The organism is Magnetospirillum sp. ME-1 (genome assembly GCF_002105535.1).
In the GTDB taxonomy this organism is placed as follows: domain Bacteria; phylum Pseudomonadota; class Alphaproteobacteria; order Rhodospirillales; family Magnetospirillaceae; genus Phaeospirillum.
This window is the reverse complement of sequence record NZ_CP015848.1, coordinates 3,450,179-3,469,134: the sequence shown is the minus strand read 5'-3', so window position 1 is coordinate 3,469,134 and position 18,956 is coordinate 3,450,179. Positions and strand designations below refer to the sequence as shown.

Genomic DNA, 18,956 nt, shown 5'->3' with positions numbered 1-18,956 from the left:
GGGAGAGCACATCATGAAGCCCGCATTCTCCGTGATCTTCCTCACCACCCTGATCGGTGCGGCCCAGGGCCTGCTGATCGCGCTGACCCTCGGCCAGATCTATTCCGGCGGCCAAAGCGGCGGCTTCTTCGCCCTGGGTGGCGCCGTGGCGCTGGCCCTGCTCTGCCTGGGACTGGTGGCCTCGGTGTTCCATCTGGCCAATCCCCAGCGGGGCTGGCGGGCGGCGACGCGCTGGCGCACCTCGTGGCTGTCCCGGGAAGTGATCCTCATCCCCGTGGTCGCGGGACTGGCCTTCCTCTACGCCGTGATCCACGCCTTCGGCTGGGCGCCGGTGGTGGTGCGGCTCGGCAACGGCGCCGCCATCGACCTGCCCCTGGTCCTTGGGTTGCTCGCCACCCTGGCCTCGCTGGCCCTGTTCGTGTGCACCGGCATGATCTATGCCTGCGTGCGCTTCATCCGCCAGTGGGCCTCGGGCTGGACGGTGGTCAATTACCTGCTGATGGGCCTGGCCTCGGGCTTCACCCTGGCCGCCGCCTATGCCCAGCTCGGCGGCAACGCCCTGGCCGGTTTCATGGGGGGGACCGCCCTGTGGCTGACCCTGCTGGCCCTGGCGGCGCGGGCCTTCCAGCTGTGGCTGAACGCCACGGGCAAGCCGCTCTCCACCATGAAGAGCGCCATCGGCATCCACCACTCCCAGATCCGCCAGGTGACCCAGGGCTTCATGGGCAGCTCGTTCAACACCATCGAATTCGCCGCCCCCGGCGGGGCGGAGACGACGAAGGGCCTGTCGGTGTTCTTCCTGGCCACCGCCTTCGTGGTGCCGGCGGCGCTGCTGCTGGCGGGCCAGCCGGTGCTGGCCTTCCTGTGCCAGTACGTGGGCCTGCTGGCCGAACGCTGGGTCTTCTTCGCCGCCGGAACCCATGTCCAAAGCCTGTACTACCAGGCCAAGGGATAAACGGTGAGCCCCCAAATTGCGGGGGGCTCACTGTTCCCATCCCGGATCACTGTCGCACCAGTCATGGTCGCGGTTCTTGGCGCACCACGGACATTCCTCGCGGCCTTGCTCGAGTGCTTCATTGATCGCGCCCATGAGCTCTTCACGCGTGCCGTTCACCTCGCCGTTCTTCACCATGTTGGTTCCGATGCCGCAGGACGTTTTTCAATATGACCAAGGTCAAAGACCTGAAATTGAATTACACTCAGGGTATTGTATCGGAATGGTGACGAGGGTCTTCATGGGCGACGCTATTGCGAAATCAGCCCCAGCGCGGCGTGAGCGTCTTCGGCGCAACCGATCCCTCGCCAAGACCGGTATGGTGGCGGCCATGGGGGCGCTGGTGCTGACCGGCTTTCTCAAGGGGCGCAACGCTCGCCTCTCCCATGTGGTGGCAGGAGTGGCGCTATTGGGCCTGTCCTATTGGCATCACACGTTATACGCCAACGATCCGCGCAGGAGCTCGGGATAAGCGCGATGACTCAGGGCGGCCACCGTGTTAGATTAGGCTTCGCTACTTGATCGAAAGAGAGCCCGTGTCGTCACAGGGGGAACAGCGCAACAGCATCGGACAGTCGGGCCGTCTCGGGCGGTTCGGCGCGTGGCTGGCCGCCTTGGCGCTCCTCCTGCAGGTGATCGTGCCTTTGGCGCCGGTCCAAGCGGCCATGGTGCTGGACCAGGACATTACGGCTTCCATCTGCCATTCCTCCGACACTTCGGGCGAGACCGGCGCTCCCGCCAAGGCCAAGGGCGAGCACTGTTCGTTCTGCCAGATTCATATGGGCGCCAAGATCCTGCCACCCACGCCAACCGCCTGGGTCGCTCCTGAGGCAGCGCCTCGCCCGACACTGGGACCACAGGCCGCGCCCTCGGCGCCTAGCCAATCTGTGCACCAGCCCCAGACCCAGCGAGGTCCGCCCTCCTTCTCCTGACCCCTATGGGGTCGGCCTTGGCCGATTCCGTCTGTCATGGAGAATGGAGGACGAGATATGAGCACTTCCACCGTCAAAAGCACGGCCACGACCAGTGAGGTCGGCCTGGGATCGCTGGTGCTGGGCACCGGTTTGACTGTCGCTTCGCTGATTCTGGTTCCCGCCCTGTCCCAGAGCCTGGGAGTCGGCCCCAGCCTGACCGGCGCGCTCCGCGTAGTGCTGATGAAGGCGGCGGCCCGGGTCTGATGTCGATGCGTAGGTCCGATATGTTCCTGGTTCTGGTTGCGGTGATGCTGGCCCTGTTCGGCGGCAGTTTCGCCGTTTCCTCGCGCGGTGTTGCCGCCGCGCGCGGCAGTCTGGCGGCCAAGGCCGAACTGGTGGAGCAGTTGGGCCTGACCGATCTGGTGCTGTTTACCGAGGCCCGCTACACCCGCCATCCCAGCCAGGCCGATCTTCACTCCGCCTTCCAGGATCATCCCTTCGCCATGGATCACTTTCCCAGCGGATCGCTGTTGCCGCCGCCCATGCCAAATAGGCCACGGTCATGAACACATGGCTGCATAAGCAGCGCAACCTATTGGACTTCACCTTGTCGTCGCTGTCGCGGCGGCGGGGCAAGACGCTTGGAATGATGGCTGTCTATACGGCCATCGTCTTCGTCCTGGCCTCGGTCATGCTGTTCTCCCACGCCATCCGCCGTGAAGCCGCCACCGTGCTGGCCAAAAGCCCGGAAGTGCTGGTCCAGCGCATGGTTGCCGGGCGCCACGATCTGATTCCCGCCCGCCATCTCGACGCCATCAAAGGCATCAGGGGCGTGCAGTCGGCAGAGGGACGGCTGTGGGGCTATCTGTTCGATCCCGCCGCCGTCGCCAATTACACCCTGATGGTGCCAACCAATCCGCGGATCGAGCCGGGCAAGGTGGTGATCGGTGACGGCGTGGTGCGGGTGAGAAGTGCCGATCCCGGTGACCTGATGAGCTTTCGTGCCCATGATGGATCCCTGGTCCAGTTCAAGGTAGATCACGCCATCTCGCGGGACTCGGCCCTGGTGTCGGCAGACCTGTTCCTGGTGGCGGAAGAGGATTTCCGCCGCCTGTTCGGCATCGCGCCGGGCCTGTTCACCGATCTGGCCATATCCGTGCGCAATCCGCGCGAGGTCGCCAAGATCGCCGAGAAGATCGACGCTGCCCTGCCCGACACCCGCATCATTCTCAGGGACGAGATCCTGCGCACCTACGAATCGGTGTTCGATTGGCGCGAGGGCATGCTGCTGGTGCTGCTGGCCGGGTCCATCCTGGCCTTCGCCATCTTCTCGTGGGAGAAGGCATCCGGCCTGTCGGCGGAGGAACGGCGCGAGATCGGCATCCTCAAGGCGGTGGGCTGGGAAACCGGCGACGTCATCCGCCTCAAGATGCTGGAGGGGCTGGTGGTGTCGCTGTCGGCCTTCCTGGTCGGCTATCTGCTGGGCTATGCCCATGTTTTCCATTTCGGCGCCGGGTTATTCGAGCCGGTGCTGAAGGGCTGGGCGGTGCTGTACCCGAAATACAGGCTGACGCCTTTCGTCGATGAATTGCAGGTCGCCACCCTGTTCTTCTTCACGGTGTTTCCCTACACCATCGCCACGGTGGTGCCCATCTGGCGGGCGGCGATTGTCGATCCCGATACGGTGATGCGATGAGCCGCCCCACAAGCCCCATTGTCATCCCGAGCGCAAGCGAGGGATCTCCGTCTGCTCCGGCTATGCCGCGATGGAAAAGCCGGATCAGGACGAGATCCCTCCTCCCGATGGTCGTCGGGATGACAGGCGGAGGTTCGCGATGATCCATCTCTCCGACGTGCGCAAAGCCTTCAACCAGGGCAAGCCCAACGAATTCTGGGCGCTGAAAGGCATTGATCTCTCGGTCAAGGCGGGCAAGGTGACGGTGTTCCGCGGCCCCTCGGGCTCGGGCAAGACCACGCTGCTGACCCTGGTGGGGTGTCTGGCGCGGCCGACCTCGGGCCGGGTGCGGCTGAAGGACCGCGATATCTCCGGTCTGCCCGAGCGGTTCCTGACCGATATCCGCCGTTCCACCTTTGGCTTCGTGTTCCAGCAGTTCAACCTGCTGAAGGGCATCAGCGCCATCGAGAACGTGATGATTCCGTCCTACCCCCTCGGCGTCGACCGGGTGGAACTGTTCCGGCGCGCCCACGCGCTGCTCGAACGCCTGGATATCGGAGCCAAGGCCCGGTCCAACGCCGAATGGCTGTCGGGCGGCGAGGCACAGCGGGTGGCCATCGCGCGGGCCCTGATCAATGATCCCGAGGTGGTGATCGCCGACGAGCCCACCGCCAATCTGGACAGCGAGCGCTCCCGGCAGTTTCTCGGCATCGTCGAGACCCTGAAAGCCGCTGGCAAGACGGTGCTGATGACCAGTCACGACCCGCTGGTCTGCGACACGGCGGTCGTCGACCACATCGTCACCCTGCGCGACGGCGAACTGGTGGAGGCGCGCTGATGCTGTTCCAGCCGGCCATCATCGCCCTGCTGCTGGCCTCCCTGGTGGGCACCCTGATGGTGACCGCCTCGGTGCCGTTCGCGGTCAGGGTGATGCGCCGCTGGAATACCGCCAGCGGGTCGGAAGACCAACTGGCGATGGAAAAGCGCACCTATCTGGTTTCCACCCTGCTGGTGGTGGTGCTGCTGTCCGAATTGGCGTCGCTGATTCTGTTCGTGTTCAACGCCGACCGCATGTCCTCGCTGTTCGTCGGGGCCATGTGCGCGGTGGGAACGCTTAACGTCAACGAGTTCGGCTTTCCCGCCCTGTACCTAAAGATCATCGTGTTCTTCGCCGCCAGCGCCTGGCTGGTGCTGAACCATGTGGATTCGCGCGGGCATGACTATCCCCTGGTGCGGGTGAAGTACGGCGCCCTGATGGCCCTGGCGCCGCTGATGGCCGGGGCGGCGGGGGTGCAACTGGCCTACTTCCTGGGCTTGCGCGCCGACGTGATCGCGTCGTGCTGTTCCACCCTGTTTTCCGGGGCGACCCAGGTGACCAGCGACAAGCTGGCGGCCATCGCGCCGGAAGCCTCGCTGGCCGGGCTGGCGGTGGCGCTGGGGCTGCTGATGGCGGCCGGGCGCCGGACCCTGGTCAGCGGCAAGGGGGCGGTGGCCTATGCCGTGCTGTCCCTGATCGCCTTCATGGTTGCCATGGAGGCGGTGGTGGCCGCCGTCTCGGTCTATGTCTACGAGCTGCCGCACCATCATTGCCCGTTTTGCATCTTGAAGGGCGAGTACGGCCATGTGGGCTATGCCCTCTATCTGCCGCTGTTCGCCGCCGCCGCCTTGGGCCTGGGCGGAGGTATCGCCCAGCCTGCCGCCCGCCTGGCCAGCCTGGCCGAGGCGGCGCCCAGGATCATGCGCCGCTGCGTCGGCTCGTCCATGGCCGGATTTGGTCTGTTCACGGCGGTGACCCTATGGCTGATCTGGCGTTCCCACCTGATCCTGCTGGAGCCCGAGCGGCTCCTGTTCCTGCTGCCCGGAGGCCAGCCATGAGAACATTGCGCCTGTTGGCCGTCCTGCTGGTACTGGCCGGATGCGGTGAGGAGGGCGGCAAGGCCCCCCATGTGGGGGATGCGCCGCCGGCCTTCAAGCTTTCGACCCTGGACGGAGCGGCGGTGGATTATCCCGCCCAGCTGTCCGGCAAGGTGGTGGTGCTGCGCTTCTGGGCCACCTGGTGTCCGTTCTGCAAGGACGAGATGAAGATGATCCAGGCCGTCTGGAGCCAGTCCCGCGACAAGGGATTCGAGGTGCTTGCGGTCAATGCCGGCCAGGACAAGGGCGATATCGACGGCTTCGTCGCCAAGCTGGGAGTCGCCTATCCGGTGCTGCTCGATCCCGGCTCCAAGGTCACCCGCCAGTATGGCGTCACCGGCCTGCCCATGACCCTGTTCGTGGGACGCGACGGCAAGATCAAGGGCCGCATCCTGGGCGAAACCGACGAGGCCACCTTCCTGCGCAAGCTGGAGGAACTGCTTTGAGTAATGCGCCCGGCCTGACCTGCGACCTTTGCGGTCTGCCGGTCCTCAAGGACGGCCTACACTTGAAGGCCGGGGAAAAGGATTTCGCCTTCTGCTGCGAAGGCTGCCGGGGCATCTGGGTCATGCTGAACCCGGACGCCGCCGCCAAGGACAAGGGGAAGAAAAATGATGAGCAATGAAACCAACCATCTTGGACATGAACTTGGAAAGGGAGCTGTCATGGCTGTGGGATATGTGGCGGGCAAGAGCCTGTTCGGACGTCTGTTGGGCCATCCGGTGGTGATGCTGGGGGCGGGAATCGCCATCGGCTATCTCGGCTTCAAGTACAGGAAAGAGATCACCGCAGCGGTGGCCAAGGCCAGTGACATGGGCAAGGACATGGTGCTCAACGCCAAGGAGAACCTGGCCGACCTGGTCGAGGAAAACCGCGAGGCCGAGGAAGCCAAGGCCAAGGAATAGCGGGGAGGCTCCGTCATGATCGGAGGAATGGCATGATCGGAGGAATGGCATGATCGGTGGACGGGAGAAGGCGGCCAAGGCCGCCCGTGAGGCCCGCGCCAAGGCGCTGTGGCAGGCGATGGCCGTGCGGTATCGCTCGGACGGGCATATCCGCTTCGACCTGCCCGAAGACCTTCGCACGCCCCAGGCGGCCCTGGTGCTTCAGGACGGCCTGGGACGAATCGAGGGCGTATATCGCGTTCATGTCTTCCTGGGGGCGGGCAAGCTTTCCATCCGCTACATGGAGGGTGTCTGCGGCATCGCCGACATCGCCAAGGCCCTGGCCGCCCTGGTGACCGAGGCGGTGGACATGGACGTGGCCACGCCGCCACCTGCGGTTCCCACGGTCATCGAGGGCGAGAGGGGTTCGCCGGGCTGGCTGGACCGCATCAAGGCCAGCGCCCCGGTCCGCGCGGTCCGCCAGCGCTATGACGACCTTCGGGCCAAGGTCGATGTGGTCACCAGGATCGTCGCCATCAAGACCGGCAAGCCGCTGCCCGGTGGCGTCGATGTGCAGGAATGGCTGATCCATTTCTGTAACGACCTGGTGGCCTTCTACCTGATCCGCCAGCACTGGGACCGCATCATCGGCCAGTGGCTGCCCCGGCCCTGGGCGCACCGCTACCAGTGGATGACGGTGGTCTATCTCACCTTTCTGCTGGTCCGATATCGCAAGGGGGCGGTGCCCAAGAAGGTGGCGAAGTGATGGAAACCATCGAGGTCGTCCACCTTTTACGGCGCCGGGTCCGGGTGCTGGTCCCGGCCTTGAAGGGCGAGGCCGAGCGTTTGTGCCTGCTGGAAATCCTGCTGCGCAAGCACGCCGCCATCCGCGAGGTGCGGTTGGTGCCGGCCCTGGCCTCGCTGGCCATTCGCTTTGACCCGAAGGCATTGCCGGTGGACAACCTGCTGCGCCTGGTCGATACCGTCGCCGGCAACGTGGCCCGTGCGCCGAAACAGGCGCCGCCGCCCGCGCCGGCCAGCGACGAAACCCAGTTGGCCGAGGTTTCGGTGGCGGTGGAGGGCATGACCTGCGCCTCCTGCGCCGCCCTGATCCAGATGAGCCTGAACCGCGACCCCGCCATCCGCTCGGCCAGCGTCAATTACGGCACCGGCACCGCCACGGTGGTAGGGGCGCTGGACCGCCCGGCCCTGGAGGCGCGCATCGGGGCGCTGGGATATCAGGCCCGGCCCATGGACACGCTGTCGCAGCGCCGCCTGATCGTCGAGCGCGAGCGCCGGCATGTGAGGGAGGCCCGGCGCCGTGCCATCGGGGCCTGTCTGCTCAGCCTGCCGGTGATGGTGATCGGCATGGCCATGCCTCGCTCGCGCTTCTGGCATGTGGTGGAGTTCGCGCTGACCACCCCGGTGGTGCTGGGGGCGGGGCGGCAATTCTTCACCCGCGCGGTGAAGCTCGCCAAGAACCGCACCGCCAACATGGACACCCTGATCGCCCTGGGCGCCGGGTCGGCCTATGGCCATTCGGTGTCCTCCCTGCTGGCCGGCCGGCATCATCTCTATTTCGAGGCGGCGGCGGGCATCATCTTCTTCGTGCTGCTGGGCCGCTGGCTGGAGGAGCGCGCCAAGGGCAAGGCCGGCGACGCCATCCGCCGCCTGCTGGACCTGCAACCTCCCACCGCCACCCTGATTCGCGACGAAATCGAAGTGGTGGTGCCGGTCGATGACCTGGTGGTGGGCGACATTGTGGTGGTGCGTCCCGGCGAACGGGTGCCGGTGGACGGCAGCGTGATTGGCGGCCGCACCACCTTGGACGAATCCATGGTCACCGGCGAAAGCATGCCGGTGGTCAAGGGGCCGGGCGATCAGGTGATCGGCGGCTGCATCAACGGGGCGGGCAGCTTCCGCATGCGCGCCACCGCCGTGGGCCAGGACACCGTGCTGGCCGGCATTGTGCGCATGGTCGATCACGCCCAGGCTACCAAGCTGCCGGTACAGCGGATGGCCGACCGGGTGTCGGCGGTCTTCGTGCCGGGCGTGGTGGCGGTGGCAGGCGTGACCTTCGCCACCTGGATCGCCGGGGGAGCGCGCTTCTCCGCCGCCCTGGGCAATGCGGTTTCCGTACTGCTGATCGCCTGCCCCTGCGCTCTGGGGCTGGCCACCCCCACCGCCATCATGGCCGCCACAGGACAGGCGGCGCGGCGTGGCATCTATATCCGTAATGGAGAGGCGCTGGAAACCGCCTCGGGACTGACCGTCCTGGTGTTCGACAAGACCGGCACGGTGACCGAAGGCCGTCCGGTGGTCTCTCATTTCGCGGTCCAGCCCGGCTTCGACACGAGCGCCGTTTTGGCTCTGGTTGCCGCCGCCGAAGCCGGGTCCGAGCATCATCTCGGCCGCTCGGTGGTGGATTACGCCCGCTCGCGCGGTATCGAGGCCAAGCCGGCCGATGATTTCGCCGCCGAGATCGGCAAGGGCATCCGCGCCCGCATCGGCACGCATGATGTGCTGGTGGGCAGCGCCTCCTATCTGGCGGAGGAAGGCGTGGCGGTCGAGGCTCCGTCCCTCGACGGCCAGACTCCGGTGCTGGCGGCCATCGACGGCAAATTCGCCGTCCTGTTCGGCATCTCCGACCGGCCGCGTCCCACCTCTGCCGCCGCCATCGCCCGCCTGCACGAGCTTGGCATCCGCACCATCATGGTGACCGGCGATGTGGCAGCCGCCGCCCATCATATCGCCGCCGAGATCGGCATTCCCGAAGTGGTGGCCCAGGCGTCTCCGGCGCGCAAGCAGGAGATCGTCGCCGGGTTGCGGGCGGCGGGCGAATGCGTGGGCATGATCGGCGACGGCATCAACGATGCCCCCGCTTTGGCGGCGGCCGATGTGGGCTTTGCCATCGGTACCGGCACCGACGTGGCCATCGAGGCGGCGCCGGTCACGTTGGTCAACGGCGACATTGCCAAGGTGGCCGAGATGATCGAACTGTCGCGCAAGACCATGCGCATCATCCGCCAGAATCTGGTGTGGGCCATGGGCTACAACACCGTCGCCATTCCCGGCGCCGCCCTGGGCGAACTCAGCCCCATGGTGGCGTCGTCGGCCATGGCGCTGTCCTCGGTCTCGGTGGTGAGCAACTCGCTGCGGCTGCAAAAGGACCGTTAAGTGGGAGGCGAACTCGACTACACCCTCGCCTTCATGGCGGGCATCCTGGGGAGCGGCCATTGCGTCGGCATGTGCGGCTCCCTGGTGTCGGCCTGCTTTGTCCGCATGGGCGAGGCGGGCCGGGGGGCGGTGCCGGCGCTGGCCTATCACGGGGCACGAGTGTCCATCTACGTGCTGGTGGGATTCATGGCCGCCGCTCTGGGCCTTGCCCTGGTCTCCACCGGCTTGGTCGGCAAGGTTCAGGGCATCTTGCAGATCGTGGCGGGTCTGGTGGTCATCCTGCTCGGCCTCGATATCCTGGGGCTGCTGCCCCGGCGGCTGCCGGTGATCGGCATCCCCATGCGGATGTTCGGAAAATACTACTTCGCTGCCGCCTCCAAGGGAGCGGCCAAGGGGGCCGCCATGGCCGGGGTGATGAACGGGCTGATGCCCTGCGCCCTGACTCTGGCGGTGGCGGTCAAGGCCAGCACTGCCCCGGCGGTCTGGCAGGGTGGCCTGCTGATGCTGGCCTTCGGACTGGGGACCTTGCCGTCCATGCTGTTTGTGAGTTTCGCGCTGGGGCGCCTGGGGGCGCGGGCGCGCGGTTGGCTGCTGAAGGGCGCGGCCATAGTGGTCATCGCGCTGGGCGCCGCCACCCTGATGCAGGGTCTGCGCTTCTTCGCGGTGATGAAGAATCTGTCGAATTGGTGAGTTGTCTTGGAGAGGAGAGAAGAATGAACCGTCGTAAATTCCTGACCGCCGGTACCACTTTGGGCCTGGTGGCCGCCGCCGTTCCCGCCATGGCCGCCGAGGGCGACGGCACGCCGGTGCAGTTCATCCCGAAGAAGCCCAAGGACCCGACCCCGCTGGTGGACGAACTGACCAAGTACGCCAAGTGTCCCTATTGCGGCATGGACCGCAAGGAGTACCACTTCAGCCGTCATCTTGTGCATTACTCCGACGATCTGGTGGACGGCACCTGTTCGATTCACTGCGCCGCCATTTCGTTGTCGGTCAATCTGGATCGGATGCCCAAGGCCATCTACGCCCCGGATAACGGTTCCGGCGAGGCCATCAAGCCCCTGACCAATGCCGAGGCCGCCACCTATGTCATCGGCGGCGAGCACCGGGGCGTCATGACCAAGAAGCCCAAGACCTCCTTCGCCTCCAAAGTCGCTGCCGAAGCGGCCAAAGGCGGCGGCGAGTTGGCCGATTTCGACAAGGCCCTGATGCTCACCTATATGGGCATGGCCGAGGACACCAAGATGATCCGCATGAAGCGTGACGAACGCCGCCGCAAGGCCATGGGCGAGATGCACAAGGGCTGAAATCCAACGAGGGAGGCCGCCAATGGCCTCCCCTTTCTTTCCAGGAAAACGTCATGCGCCTGATCGCCGTCCTGCTGCTGTCGCTGGTCCTGCTTGCCGCCAAGGTGGAGGCGGGCGAAGTGGTGGTCGCGCCGCCCGGTCCCACCAGCGTCTGCCCGGTCTGCGGCATGTTCGTGGCCAAATATCCCGAATGGGTTGCCGCCGTGGTGTTCAAGGACGGCCATACCCACTATTTCGACGGCGCCAAGGATCTGTTCAAGTTCATGCGCGACATCGCCGGTTATGCCCCCGGCCATGGTTCCGGCGAAATCGCCATCGTGGCGGTGACCGATTATTACGGGGTCAAGACCCTGGACGCCCGAGGAGCCTTCTTCGTGGTGGGCTCGGACGTCCTGGGGCCCATGGGCCACGAATTGGTGCCGCTGGCGTCGAAGGCCGATGCGGACGAATTCATGGCCGATCACAAGGGCAAGCGCATCCTGACCTTCGATCAGATCGGGGCGGAATTGCTCAAAAACCTCGACAAGGGCGGGGTGAAGTGAAGGCGTTTTCCATTCCCGAAGACCGGATGTGGGCCCCTTGAAGGCCGACATTACCGATAACCGGTTGTGCCGCTCCCTGCGCGAACGCCATGGCTTGCCGCTGATGTGCCTTGGGAAATCTCCTCCTGTTTGAAGTAGAGTCCGGGCCATCGGAGGATGGACGAGATGAAGGGGAGCAGTTTTTCGGAAGAGCAGATCACCACCACCGCCTGGTGGTCATTGTGATACGCCGTTGTGACACAAGCGCAGCACCAGTGACCACTGGCGATGGCCGAAGTCCAGAACTGTCAAGGGGGCTGCGGAAAGATTGGCTGGGGGACTAGGATTCGAACCTAGACTGGCGGAGTCAGAGTTTGTCGGTACTTTCAATAATAGCTGCAATAACAACGCGTTATGACACATAAAAAATAACTGCTAACGAAACTGCTAATTTATTTTCACTTTTCTCAATGTTTTCATCGTCATAGACGCTTCAGCAGATCACTGCGACGCGCGATGTTCGTGCTTTGTTCTTGTCCGAGTTTGCTCGTTATCGTATGCTATAATGGGAAGTCTGACCACCGAACGCGGCGGTCGGCTGTCGTGTAACACGACAGCGATACGGACAACTTGTCGGGAAACCCAACAAGCCCCCGATACAGAAATTTTACATCTCATTCACGCCCGATTTGAGACTTCGCCACCATCAACATGTCATAAGCTTACTCTATGCTTTTGGCATTATGCCAAGTTGGGCAGAGGAACAGAAAATGACAGGGACAATAATCTGGCGCGACGATATGTCCGTCGGAAATTCCGATCTGGACCATCAGCACAGAAGGCTGATTGATACGGCCAATATGGTTCGCGGCCTGTCTGGCGATGAGGACGCGGAGATCATTCAGGCCGCACTTGATGAGGTGGTTGAATACATACTGCATCACCTCGATTTTGAGGAAGATCTATTGGCAAAAAATTCGTACAAAGGACTGATCGAGCACAAGAAAAAGCATGAGTTTTTTCGAGAGTGCGTTCAGACAATATATGCAAACAAAAGCATTGCCACTTCAAAAATGCTATCAGATACAATGGATCGCTTAATCGATCATATTATGAATGACGATAAGGAATATATCTGCTGCCTATAATGCGCGACTTTGCTGGTCCGCATGGAGAAGCATTACAGCGAAATGTTTGCCGCAAGTCAGTTGTATTTTTTTAAACATATAACGCTGGATTCTAATAGCCATGCACAAGCTTCTTGAAAAACAGCTAAAGCGAGCAGCTAAAAATTCTGCGAGTGGGGTCGTTGACATAAACGTTCTAATTGATTTGGTTGATCAAGCCTATTGTCAAAATGACGCCGATCTGCGGAGAGAAAAAACATCAAATTTTGAAACTGAAAAGGATCTCTTAAAAGCATATGAGATGCTTAAGCTGAATGCGGATGAGCAATTCAAAAAAATATTTGAAACAGTAAGCGATGGAATTATTCTATTTGATAAAAGCGGTAAAATTGTAAATGCCAATAATGCAATACACAAAATGTTTGAGTGCAAAACGCAAAGCTTGGCTGGACGGCATGTAAAATTTTTATTCTGCGGAAATGAATGCGTAAAGGAGTCGTGTTCACTCGCTGATATAAAATACTGCATGGATCGCGATATTGTGACCGTTGAAAGCATGAATGGAAATGCGCTGCATCTTTCGCTCTCATATGGAAGCCTGGGAAGCATTGGGGCTGATCTATATTTTTATATTGTTAGCAATTTGACAGAGGTAGTAGAGCGCGAAAAGAAGCTTGAAGATAGAAATATTTTGCTGAAACAGTCTAACGAAGACTTAAGGCAATTTGCCTATGTGGCGTCCCACGATCTGCAAACCCCTCTGCGCAATATTGTTAGTTACTCTCAGTTGCTATCGCGGAGGTTTTCTGGAAAGCTTGATAGTGATGCGGATGATTTTATTAATTTTATTGTTAACTACTCAAGGCAAATGTCTTCACTAATTGAAGGTTTGCTTGAATACGCTCGCGCAAGCGATCAGTGTAAAGTGCTTCAGCCAACAAGCGCCAATCAAGCCGTCTCCGCCGCATTGGCGAATTTGAAGTTGGAGATTGAAGAGTCTGGGGTCGATATTCATGTTGCTCCCCTTCCTGAAGTAATGGCAGAAAAACTATATCTCACCAGCCTATTTCAGAACCTTATAGAAAACTCAATAAAGTATAGAAGTAGCTGCCGCGATATTTTCATAAATATTTATGCGCAGGACATGGGGGGCGGCATTTATCAATTTATCATTGAGGATAATGGCATCGGAATTGATGGCCAGTACTTTGAAAAAATATTTGTTATGTTTCAAAGACTTGCAACATCACTTGAATTGCCTGGGACAGGTATTGGCCTGGCTATTTGTCGACGCATCGTCAATCGATTTGGTGGCAACATTTGGGTTGAATCCACTCCGAACGTCGGGACAAAGTTCCTGTTTACGCTTCGTGAAGCTACCGTTAACTCGTCGGCGAAACAATTACTGCTAGACGAAGAGTCTCGTTCCCAATCCGCTCTTTAATGATAGCCAACCTGCGGCAGTTGGCCAGTTCCATCTCGGTCGTCGCCACGGCGGCATATTTGGCCGAGATGGACGCAAGCCGTTGCGACAGCCGCATCAGCACCAGCAATGACGGTGGCCGCTTCCGCGCCTTGGCGCAGGACATATAGCTGCGCGATTGGCCGAGCCAAAACCGCGAGAATTCATATTGGCTCTCGACCATCCACATATCCCTCAATTCCCCATAGACCTCTTCCAGCAGCATGACCGTTCCTCCTCAAGGTGTTTCGACCCGCTATTTAGCCATCCGCGCTAAATACGCTTGCGGAGCAGCGCCACGCTGGACGCTGACGCAAGGAGGAGAAAACGCCATGAGCAGACTGACCTATTTGCCGAGGGGCTATTGCGAGATCGGCTTTGACAACGAAGTCGTGCTGATCGAGGAGGCCGTGCATCAGGCCATCATCGCTACGCTGCTTCGGATGACCGCTCGGCGGTTGCCTTGAACTGCGGCGCTCTTGCGTTCGTGCTGTGGGTGGCCTGGAGATCAAATTTCCAGTTCCTGCCGTTAATCTGCACCACGCAATACGAGGGCAGTTCGCTGTTGTAGCCCAAGATCGCAATACCATCGCTCATGCCGCGCCCTTCACATTTGCTGTCGTGGAATTCGTGGATGGCACTGGCGACGTGCTTGCTGGGCAATCTGCCGCTGGCCGCGTCCGCTTTGGCCTGCAAGTTGGGAATGACCTGGCTGCTGACGGCCTCGTACCACTGGCGTGCTTCGGCGTCCTGTCCGCGCTCCACATAGATCAAGTCCTCCAAGCGGCGTGGACTGCGGAAATTCAGGCGGTACTTTTCCTTCCCTATTTCCAATTGGCCGCGCACATAGCTGCGCGAACTACCATCGACCCAAAGCGATATAGTGGCCTTGCTGGAATTGGCCTTCACCTGACCTGTTGACCGATTGGCCTTCGCCGCCCACGTGGCGAAATCCACAGCACCTCCAAGTGGCTCTTGCTTTCCCCCCAATGGCTCGTCCGATTGGGCGGCCAGTCCACGGAGTGGCGCAGCCGCATCGTCGATCACATTGTCGTTCATTCCGATTGGGCAGATCGCCTTTCCTTCTTCCGAGTGGCGAGCCACAAGCGAGCCACTATCGGTGAAATCGGCTGAAAGGCCATTGGGCGTGGCCGAAGGCCGCGAAACAGCCAAAGGCGCATCGATTAGTTTTAGCAATAGTTTAGCAATAGCGACTGGATAAGTCGTTGAAGAAGCAGACGTATTTCCGCCTTTGGTGTGGAAACGGTGTGGGAACCGTGTGGAAACGGCGTGGAAAGCATGTGGGAAACGCCCATGCAGATAGGCCATGCGGCCACTTGATGCATTGGCGTTTGCCCAATCCACGGCCTGCCTGATTGGCCGACGTTGTTCCTTCGTCAGCTGTATTGCGCCCTGATGCGCCACCTGAATGCCGTAATGCATGTCCAACTGCCTGACCAGCCAATCGCCCTGCTTCACGGACGAGCGCCCCTTCGTGTTGAAGGCCGCGATGCAGCCGATCAGCATGTCGTCATATCGCGGACCGCCTTGATGCTCGCATAGCTTGTTGATGTGTCTATTCCATTGAATTTGTGCCATTTGCGTTTTCCTCCCAATGCGTTTTCAGTTGAAACGCTGGGGCGGCCTGGAAAACGCTGATGAAAGAGGCTGTCACTGTTCCCGTCGGATGCAGTTAAGCCCCAGCATTGTATTTATCCCGATCTACGGTGCTGCGAATGCGAATTTGGAAATAATCTTTGTCGGCTTGTCACGCCAAGCCACATTGCTGCGTGACAGCAATCGCGTCATTTGCAAGTCATTGACTATATTGATGTAATTCAGAGAATTATCGCGTTGTCGTGTTACACGACATCCGTTGCCGTAGGTTAAACCTACGCATGGCCTGTGCCCACGTCGCCAACTTGTCGGGAAACCCGACAAGTTGTGGCCAGCAGCACCGTTCAGGCGAGGTCATGTCGCCCATCTGTCGGTTTTCCCTACGCCAGCTTCCTGTCGGGAAACCCGACAACTTGCCCATGCCCATAAATAGTGTCGGGAAACCCGACAACAGGGAGACGGTGATGCGAGCGTGGGAATTCATCAGCGAGGAGGCGACGCCCAACAGCTTCGCGGACAATCTGAAGCTACAGGCCAACGCCAAGGCCGATCAGGCCAAGAAGCTCAAGCAAGCTGCTTCCGTTCAGAAGAAGCGCGAACAGATCAGCAGCGCCAGAGCATCATTGACGAAGAAGCAAGGCGAATTAAGCAAGCTCGCCGCCGTATGAGCAAAACATAAGAAAATCCAGAATTTCTTATATTTGCCACTAACCGCTTGATTATTAACGTAGATAATTGCGGTCGGCCCTGCGGCGTTTTTGATCATATAATATTTTACCTAATGCGATAACTTTTCATTAGGTAAAGCGATGAAACAGGCCAAGGTACTCAGCGAAGCGGAACTCAAGCGCGTTCTGTCCGTTGTCGCAAATCAGCGTCATGCAGCACGTAACCGCGTTGCGCTCATGCTCAGCTTTTATGCGGGAATGCGCGTTGGCGAGATTGCCCATTTGAAGCTCGGCGACGTGATTGACAGCGATGGCCGCGTGAAGGACCAGATTGTGCTGCTCGCCAGCTACACCAAAACAGCGGAGGCCAGGACGGTGTTCGTTAGCGGCAAGCTGCGCCGCGAACTGGAGCGCTTCCTGTCGTGTAACACGACAGCAGATCGCGCCTCACCGTTCCTTGTGACGCAAAAGGCCACGGCGTTCTCGGCCAACACCCTCTGCCAGCTATTCGGACAGATATATGCTCTGGCAGGCATTGATGGAGCGAGCAGCCACAGCGGTCGGCGGTGGTTTATCACGCAGATGGCCCACAAGGGCGTTTCGGCCAAGGTCATTATGACGCTGGCTGGTCATCGCCACCTGTCCACCACGCAGCGCTATATCGAGGTCAATGACCAGATGATGAAGGCTGCGGTGGAAGGGCTGTAGCCCCCCCCATTTGGGACTATTAGAAGCCTCCTTAAGAATAGCATGGTGCGCAAACAACCTGTCGGGAAATCCAACAACATGCACCTGTCGGCTAAGCCTACACCGCATCGCGGCTGTGGAGACCACGGCGATTTCGATTGACCTCCGTCATTTGAACGCCTCGTGAGGCGCGGGTAAATTTACGCAGGTGGTTGCCCGCGTATTATACCATCCGCATATGATGCACTATGAGCGCATCTTAATGCCTCGCAGGTTTTTTTTGCGAGGCTGAAGAGAGATGACTATGAACTGCTTCGGCCCATGACCAGCGAGATCGAAAGAGCTGCACTCCTCCTCAATGAGAGCCGTTTCAGGCTAGCTTTGGCGGGATCGCCAATCGTAGTTTTTGAGCAGGATTTGGATCTCCGCTACACATGGATATTCAATCCAAAGCTCGGCTATGCGGCAAACGAGGTCATTGGCAAAACGGATGACGAGATCATGGAGGCTAAGGCCGCCAGCGTGATAAGCAATCTCAAGCGCAGCGTCATCAAAAGCGGGAAGCCGCTGCAACAAGAGGTGGCCACCTCTGTGCCAAACGGCCCAACCTCGTACTACGACCTTAACATAGAGCCTCGCTACGATGAGGCAGGCGCAATCGTCGGCATCATTTGCGCCGCGACGGATATAACATCCCGCAAACTGCATGAGATGAGCATTGAAGCGTCACGTGACCAATTGAAGGCATTCATCCAGCATGCTCCCGTCGGCATTGCCATGCTCGATAAGGACATGAATTATTTGGCCGTAAGTGAGCGATGGAAACAGGATTTCGGAGAGGGATACGCCAATTTGATCGGGCGCAATCACTACCAAGTGCATTCAGACGTACCCATCGAATTGAAGGTCATCCATCTCCGCAGCCTCGCTGGGGCCAGTTTCCGAAATGATGAAGTTATGTGGGGGCGCGCCGATGGCAGCAATCGCTGGCTTCGCTGTGCCGTTCAGCCATGGACAGACCTCGGTGGAGCAGTTTGCGGCATAATCATTGCTGCCGAGGATATCACTGAGCAAAAGAAGGCTGATTTTGAGCGTAGCCAAGCCAACCAGGCAAAACGGGTCTTCTGGGAGCGCCTGAGCGATCTCACTCGCCGCGAACGAGAGGTTCTATCGGCGGCCCTAGGTGGCATGGGGAATAAAGCCATTGCAGGCCATCTGGCCGCAAGCATCCGAACGGTAGAAGGTCATCGCGCTCGCATTTACCTAAAGCTGCGCATCGGTAGCGTAATTGAACTGGTCAAGGACGCTGCTAACGTCGATCTGACGCTGGCTGAAGTTATCGCTCATTTGAATGCATAGCTGTCGCACGGCGAACTAACCCCATCTTACTCGGTCCCTAGGGGGCATCCCAGCAAACTGCCTGCGTAATAATACGCAGGCGATCTCATCGGCTGTTAAACCTATGGGATGCGCGCGATAATTTAAGTAGTAGTCGCGGCTTTGTTGCTGCCAGCCGATGCGATCGGTTCGAGACCCTTCTTCAAAGAGGCAGCAGGAGACGGATGTCATGGGTCATACACGCATAATGCTAGTTGATGACCGTGCTGAAGATGCTGCACTGACAATCATGGCATTAAGGGTCATTGGATTTCACAATACAGTTGAATTGCAGTCAAATGGACTGCATGCAATTAATATTTTAACTGAACGTCTCAACAACAGAAATGAACCGCATATTGTTTTTTTAGATGTTAACATGCCTGTCATAACAGGATGTTCAATGCTACTAAAAATCCGCAACGATCGCAGATTTGACCACATCACGATGGTAATGCTGACGACAGCGGACTATGAAAATAAAAGATGCAACTGTTATGAGCATGGCGCTGATTTCTTCCTAAAAAAACACACGGACATTGATGATTTTATTGATGAGCTATCAGGGTTTAAGCATTTTTGGGATACAATTGGGCGGAATAAATACCAGGATTTGGCCGTTTAATGGCCTC

General features: G+C 59.7%; 25 protein-coding genes. 22 read left to right on the top strand and 3 right to left on the bottom strand.

All coding sequences use genetic code 11. The annotated features are described in order from the left end of the window. The first annotated feature begins 13 nt into the window (after positions 1-13). A complete protein-coding gene (locus WV31_RS16330) occupies positions 14-955 on the top strand; it encodes a dimethyl sulfoxide reductase anchor subunit family protein (RefSeq protein ID WP_085374564.1) in 942 nt (313 codons plus the stop codon). A gap of 27 nt (positions 956-982) precedes the next feature. Here the strand turns inward: WV31_RS16330 and WV31_RS22190 are convergent, their stop codons facing one another. After that, complete coding sequence (locus WV31_RS22190) at positions 983-1,132, bottom strand: hypothetical protein (protein WP_168185970.1); 150 nt, start codon at positions 1,130-1,132, stop codon at positions 983-985. Positions 1,133-1,235: 103 nt separating this feature from the next. Here WV31_RS22190 and WV31_RS16325 point away from each other — a divergent pair, with 103 nt between their 5' ends. The 16 genes from WV31_RS16325 (at position 1,236) to WV31_RS16245 (ending at position 13,957) form a co-directional block, all read left to right on the top strand. After that, positions 1,236-1,466, top strand: coding sequence for a hypothetical protein (locus tag WV31_RS16325; RefSeq protein ID WP_085375616.1), 231 nt, complete (start codon positions 1,236-1,238; stop codon positions 1,464-1,466). Between the two features lie 64 nt (positions 1,467-1,530). Further along, positions 1,531-1,926 (top strand): DUF2946 family protein, encoded by a 396-nt coding sequence (locus WV31_RS16320; RefSeq protein WP_168185969.1) that lies wholly within the window; start codon positions 1,531-1,533, stop codon positions 1,924-1,926. A 57-nt stretch (positions 1,927-1,983) separates the two neighbouring features. After that, the gene (locus WV31_RS16315; protein ID WP_085374562.1) at positions 1,984-2,172 is read left to right on the top strand and encodes a hypothetical protein; all 189 of its coding nucleotides are present in this window, start codon (positions 1,984-1,986) and stop codon (positions 2,170-2,172) included. Between the two features lie 5 nt (positions 2,173-2,177). Further along, positions 2,178-2,474, top strand: coding sequence for a hypothetical protein (locus WV31_RS16310; protein WP_206072551.1), 297 nt, complete (start codon positions 2,178-2,180; stop codon positions 2,472-2,474). After that, positions 2,471-3,604, top strand: coding sequence for an ABC transporter permease (locus WV31_RS16305; RefSeq protein WP_085374560.1), 1,134 nt, complete (start codon positions 2,471-2,473; stop codon positions 3,602-3,604). Before WV31_RS16310 ends, WV31_RS16305 begins: the two co-directional genes overlap by 4 nt. A gap of 139 nt (positions 3,605-3,743) precedes the next feature. Continuing rightward, a complete protein-coding gene (locus tag WV31_RS16300; RefSeq protein ID WP_085374559.1) occupies positions 3,744-4,421 on the top strand; it encodes an ABC transporter ATP-binding protein in 678 nt (225 codons plus the stop codon). After that, positions 4,421-5,458: a hypothetical protein gene (locus tag WV31_RS16295; protein WP_085374558.1), complete on the top strand. Its 1,038-nt coding sequence runs from the start codon at positions 4,421-4,423 to the stop codon at positions 5,456-5,458. Before WV31_RS16300 ends, WV31_RS16295 begins: the two co-directional genes overlap by 1 nt. Continuing rightward, the gene (locus WV31_RS16290; RefSeq protein WP_085374557.1) at positions 5,455-5,943 is read left to right on the top strand and encodes a TlpA family protein disulfide reductase; all 489 of its coding nucleotides are present in this window, start codon (positions 5,455-5,457) and stop codon (positions 5,941-5,943) included. Before WV31_RS16295 ends, WV31_RS16290 begins: the two co-directional genes overlap by 4 nt. Positions 5,944-6,162: 219 nt before the next feature. Continuing rightward, a complete protein-coding gene (locus WV31_RS16280; protein WP_237051330.1) occupies positions 6,163-6,402 on the top strand; it encodes a hypothetical protein in 240 nt (79 codons plus the stop codon). Positions 6,403-6,451: 49 nt separating this feature from the next. Continuing rightward, positions 6,452-7,147 carry a hypothetical protein gene (locus tag WV31_RS16275; RefSeq protein ID WP_085374554.1) on the top strand — a complete coding sequence of 232 codons (696 nt, stop codon included), beginning with the start codon at positions 6,452-6,454 and terminating at the stop codon, positions 7,145-7,147. Next, on the top strand, positions 7,147-9,558 hold the full coding sequence (locus tag WV31_RS16270; protein WP_085374553.1) for a heavy metal translocating P-type ATPase: 2,412 nt from the start codon (positions 7,147-7,149) through the stop codon (positions 9,556-9,558). Before WV31_RS16275 ends, WV31_RS16270 begins: the two co-directional genes overlap by 1 nt. Beyond that, a complete protein-coding gene (locus WV31_RS16265; protein ID WP_085374552.1) occupies positions 9,559-10,248 on the top strand; it encodes a sulfite exporter TauE/SafE family protein in 690 nt (229 codons plus the stop codon). It abuts the gene before it with no gap. Positions 10,249-10,271: 23 nt separating this feature from the next. Then, complete coding sequence (locus WV31_RS16260) at positions 10,272-10,865, top strand: nitrous oxide reductase accessory protein NosL (protein ID WP_085374551.1); 594 nt, start codon at positions 10,272-10,274, stop codon at positions 10,863-10,865. A gap of 53 nt (positions 10,866-10,918) precedes the next feature. Next, on the top strand, positions 10,919-11,407 hold the full coding sequence (locus WV31_RS16255; protein WP_085374550.1) for a nitrous oxide reductase accessory protein NosL: 489 nt from the start codon (positions 10,919-10,921) through the stop codon (positions 11,405-11,407). Positions 11,408-12,186: 779 nt separating this feature from the next. Beyond that, the gene (locus WV31_RS16250; RefSeq protein WP_168185968.1) at positions 12,187-12,534 is read left to right on the top strand and encodes a bacteriohemerythrin; all 348 of its coding nucleotides are present in this window, start codon (positions 12,187-12,189) and stop codon (positions 12,532-12,534) included. Between the two features lie 100 nt (positions 12,535-12,634). Continuing rightward, complete coding sequence (locus WV31_RS16245; RefSeq protein WP_085374548.1) at positions 12,635-13,957, top strand: sensor histidine kinase; 1,323 nt, start codon at positions 12,635-12,637, stop codon at positions 13,955-13,957. On the opposite strand, the gene WV31_RS16240 is transcribed toward WV31_RS16245, so the two are convergent. Beyond that, positions 13,896-14,201 (bottom strand): DUF6626 family protein, encoded by a 306-nt coding sequence (locus tag WV31_RS16240; protein ID WP_085374547.1) that lies wholly within the window; start codon positions 14,199-14,201, stop codon positions 13,896-13,898. The genes WV31_RS16245 and WV31_RS16240 overlap by 62 nt on opposite strands. 106 nt (positions 14,202-14,307) lie before the next feature. On the opposite strand from WV31_RS16240, the gene WV31_RS22680 reads away from it, so the two are divergent. Next, complete coding sequence (locus tag WV31_RS22680; RefSeq protein WP_257788782.1) at positions 14,308-14,442, top strand: hypothetical protein; 135 nt, start codon at positions 14,308-14,310, stop codon at positions 14,440-14,442. Here WV31_RS22680 and WV31_RS21755 read toward each other — a convergent pair. Next, positions 14,405-15,574 carry a hypothetical protein gene (locus tag WV31_RS21755; protein WP_145980888.1) on the bottom strand — a complete coding sequence of 390 codons (1,170 nt, stop codon included), beginning with the start codon at positions 15,572-15,574 and terminating at the stop codon, positions 14,405-14,407. The genes WV31_RS22680 and WV31_RS21755 overlap by 38 nt on opposite strands. A 482-nt stretch (positions 15,575-16,056) precedes the next feature. Between WV31_RS21755 and WV31_RS16230 the strand changes: the two genes are divergently transcribed. From WV31_RS16230 to WV31_RS16215, 4 genes are all read left to right on the top strand, one after another. Next, positions 16,057-16,260 (top strand): hypothetical protein, encoded by a 204-nt coding sequence (locus tag WV31_RS16230; RefSeq protein WP_085375615.1) that lies wholly within the window; start codon positions 16,057-16,059, stop codon positions 16,258-16,260. 141 nt (positions 16,261-16,401) lie between these two features. Then, positions 16,402-16,968 carry a tyrosine-type recombinase/integrase gene (locus tag WV31_RS16225; RefSeq protein WP_085374545.1) on the top strand — a complete coding sequence of 189 codons (567 nt, stop codon included), beginning with the start codon at positions 16,402-16,404 and terminating at the stop codon, positions 16,966-16,968. 300 nt (positions 16,969-17,268) lie between these two features. After that, on the top strand, positions 17,269-18,306 hold the full coding sequence (locus WV31_RS16220; RefSeq protein WP_085374544.1) for a PAS domain S-box protein: 1,038 nt from the start codon (positions 17,269-17,271) through the stop codon (positions 18,304-18,306). Between the two features lie 208 nt (positions 18,307-18,514). Beyond that, positions 18,515-18,949: a response regulator gene (locus WV31_RS16215; RefSeq protein WP_168185967.1), complete on the top strand. Its 435-nt coding sequence runs from the start codon at positions 18,515-18,517 to the stop codon at positions 18,947-18,949. Positions 18,950-18,956: the final 7 nt, after the last annotated feature.

Coding starts and splice junctions, on each gene's coding strand:
- WV31_RS16330 (WP_085374564.1), top strand. CDS start 14: ATGAAGCCCGCATTCTCCGTGATCTTCCTCACCACCCTGATCGGTGCG.
- WV31_RS22190 (WP_168185970.1), bottom strand. CDS start 1,132: ATGGTGAAGAACGGCGAGGTGAACGGCACGCGTGAAGAGCTCATGGGC.
- WV31_RS16325 (WP_085375616.1), top strand. CDS start 1,236: ATGGGCGACGCTATTGCGAAATCAGCCCCAGCGCGGCGTGAGCGTCTT.
- WV31_RS16315 (WP_085374562.1), top strand. CDS start 1,984: ATGAGCACTTCCACCGTCAAAAGCACGGCCACGACCAGTGAGGTCGGC.
- WV31_RS16310 (WP_206072551.1), top strand. CDS start 2,178: ATGCGTAGGTCCGATATGTTCCTGGTTCTGGTTGCGGTGATGCTGGCC.
- WV31_RS16305 (WP_085374560.1), top strand. CDS start 2,471: ATGAACACATGGCTGCATAAGCAGCGCAACCTATTGGACTTCACCTTG.
- WV31_RS16300 (WP_085374559.1), top strand. CDS start 3,744: ATGATCCATCTCTCCGACGTGCGCAAAGCCTTCAACCAGGGCAAGCCC.
- WV31_RS16295 (WP_085374558.1), top strand. CDS start 4,421: ATGCTGTTCCAGCCGGCCATCATCGCCCTGCTGCTGGCCTCCCTGGTG.
- WV31_RS16290 (WP_085374557.1), top strand. CDS start 5,455: ATGAGAACATTGCGCCTGTTGGCCGTCCTGCTGGTACTGGCCGGATGC.
- WV31_RS16280 (WP_237051330.1), top strand. CDS start 6,163: ATGGCTGTGGGATATGTGGCGGGCAAGAGCCTGTTCGGACGTCTGTTG.
- WV31_RS16275 (WP_085374554.1), top strand. CDS start 6,452: ATGATCGGTGGACGGGAGAAGGCGGCCAAGGCCGCCCGTGAGGCCCGC.
- WV31_RS16270 (WP_085374553.1), top strand. CDS start 7,147: ATGGAAACCATCGAGGTCGTCCACCTTTTACGGCGCCGGGTCCGGGTG.
- WV31_RS16260 (WP_085374551.1), top strand. CDS start 10,272: ATGAACCGTCGTAAATTCCTGACCGCCGGTACCACTTTGGGCCTGGTG.
- WV31_RS16255 (WP_085374550.1), top strand. CDS start 10,919: ATGCGCCTGATCGCCGTCCTGCTGCTGTCGCTGGTCCTGCTTGCCGCC.
- WV31_RS16250 (WP_168185968.1), top strand. CDS start 12,187: ATGTCCGTCGGAAATTCCGATCTGGACCATCAGCACAGAAGGCTGATT.
- WV31_RS16245 (WP_085374548.1), top strand. CDS start 12,635: ATGCACAAGCTTCTTGAAAAACAGCTAAAGCGAGCAGCTAAAAATTCT.
- WV31_RS16240 (WP_085374547.1), bottom strand. CDS start 14,201: ATGCTGCTGGAAGAGGTCTATGGGGAATTGAGGGATATGTGGATGGTC.
- WV31_RS22680 (WP_257788782.1), top strand. CDS start 14,308: ATGAGCAGACTGACCTATTTGCCGAGGGGCTATTGCGAGATCGGCTTT.
- WV31_RS21755 (WP_145980888.1), bottom strand. CDS start 15,574: ATGGCACAAATTCAATGGAATAGACACATCAACAAGCTATGCGAGCAT.
- WV31_RS16230 (WP_085375615.1), top strand. CDS start 16,057: ATGCGAGCGTGGGAATTCATCAGCGAGGAGGCGACGCCCAACAGCTTC.
- WV31_RS16225 (WP_085374545.1), top strand. CDS start 16,402: ATGAAACAGGCCAAGGTACTCAGCGAAGCGGAACTCAAGCGCGTTCTG.
- WV31_RS16220 (WP_085374544.1), top strand. CDS start 17,269: ATGACCAGCGAGATCGAAAGAGCTGCACTCCTCCTCAATGAGAGCCGT.
- WV31_RS16215 (WP_168185967.1), top strand. CDS start 18,515: ATGGGTCATACACGCATAATGCTAGTTGATGACCGTGCTGAAGATGCT.